Below are 352 nucleotides of genomic sequence, written 5' to 3'. Positions count from 1 at the left end.
TGCAGGTCAGTCGATTGCTGGAAGCCGGGATTCCAAAAGAAAGAATTTTTATGGATGTCATTTCCGGTGCAACAGAAGACAGGCCACAGTTAAACAGTTTGCTGTCGCTGTTAAACAAGGGGGATGTTCTGACAGTCTGGAAGGTGGACAGGCTTGGAAGACGAACAGCCCATCTCGCACGATTGCTGGAAGAATTTGACCAGAAAGGCATAACAGTCAGAAGTCTGACAGAGGGTGTGGATACGTCAGACAGGTCAAGCCGTGTCAGTTATCTGTTGATGTCGGTCATTGCTCAAAATGAGCGTGAAACCATTAATGAGCGCATTAGAAGTGGCATAGACCATGCTCAGAA

General features: G+C 47.2%; 1 protein-coding gene. It reads left to right on the top strand.

Annotated features, from left to right (window positions below; all coding sequences use genetic code 11):
- Positions 1-50 precede the first annotated feature (50 nt).
- Positions 51-352, top strand: a 302-nt coding sequence (locus tag HK26_RS12760; protein ID WP_257641005.1) for a recombinase family protein, incomplete at its 3' end; no start/stop codon positions are given.

The organism is Acetobacter okinawensis (assembly GCF_002153655.1).
GTDB classification, from domain to species: Bacteria; Pseudomonadota; Alphaproteobacteria; order Acetobacterales; family Acetobacteraceae; genus Acetobacter; species Acetobacter okinawensis_A.
The sequence above is the reverse complement of the archived record's forward strand: the minus strand, read 5'-3'. Positions and strand labels throughout refer to the sequence as shown.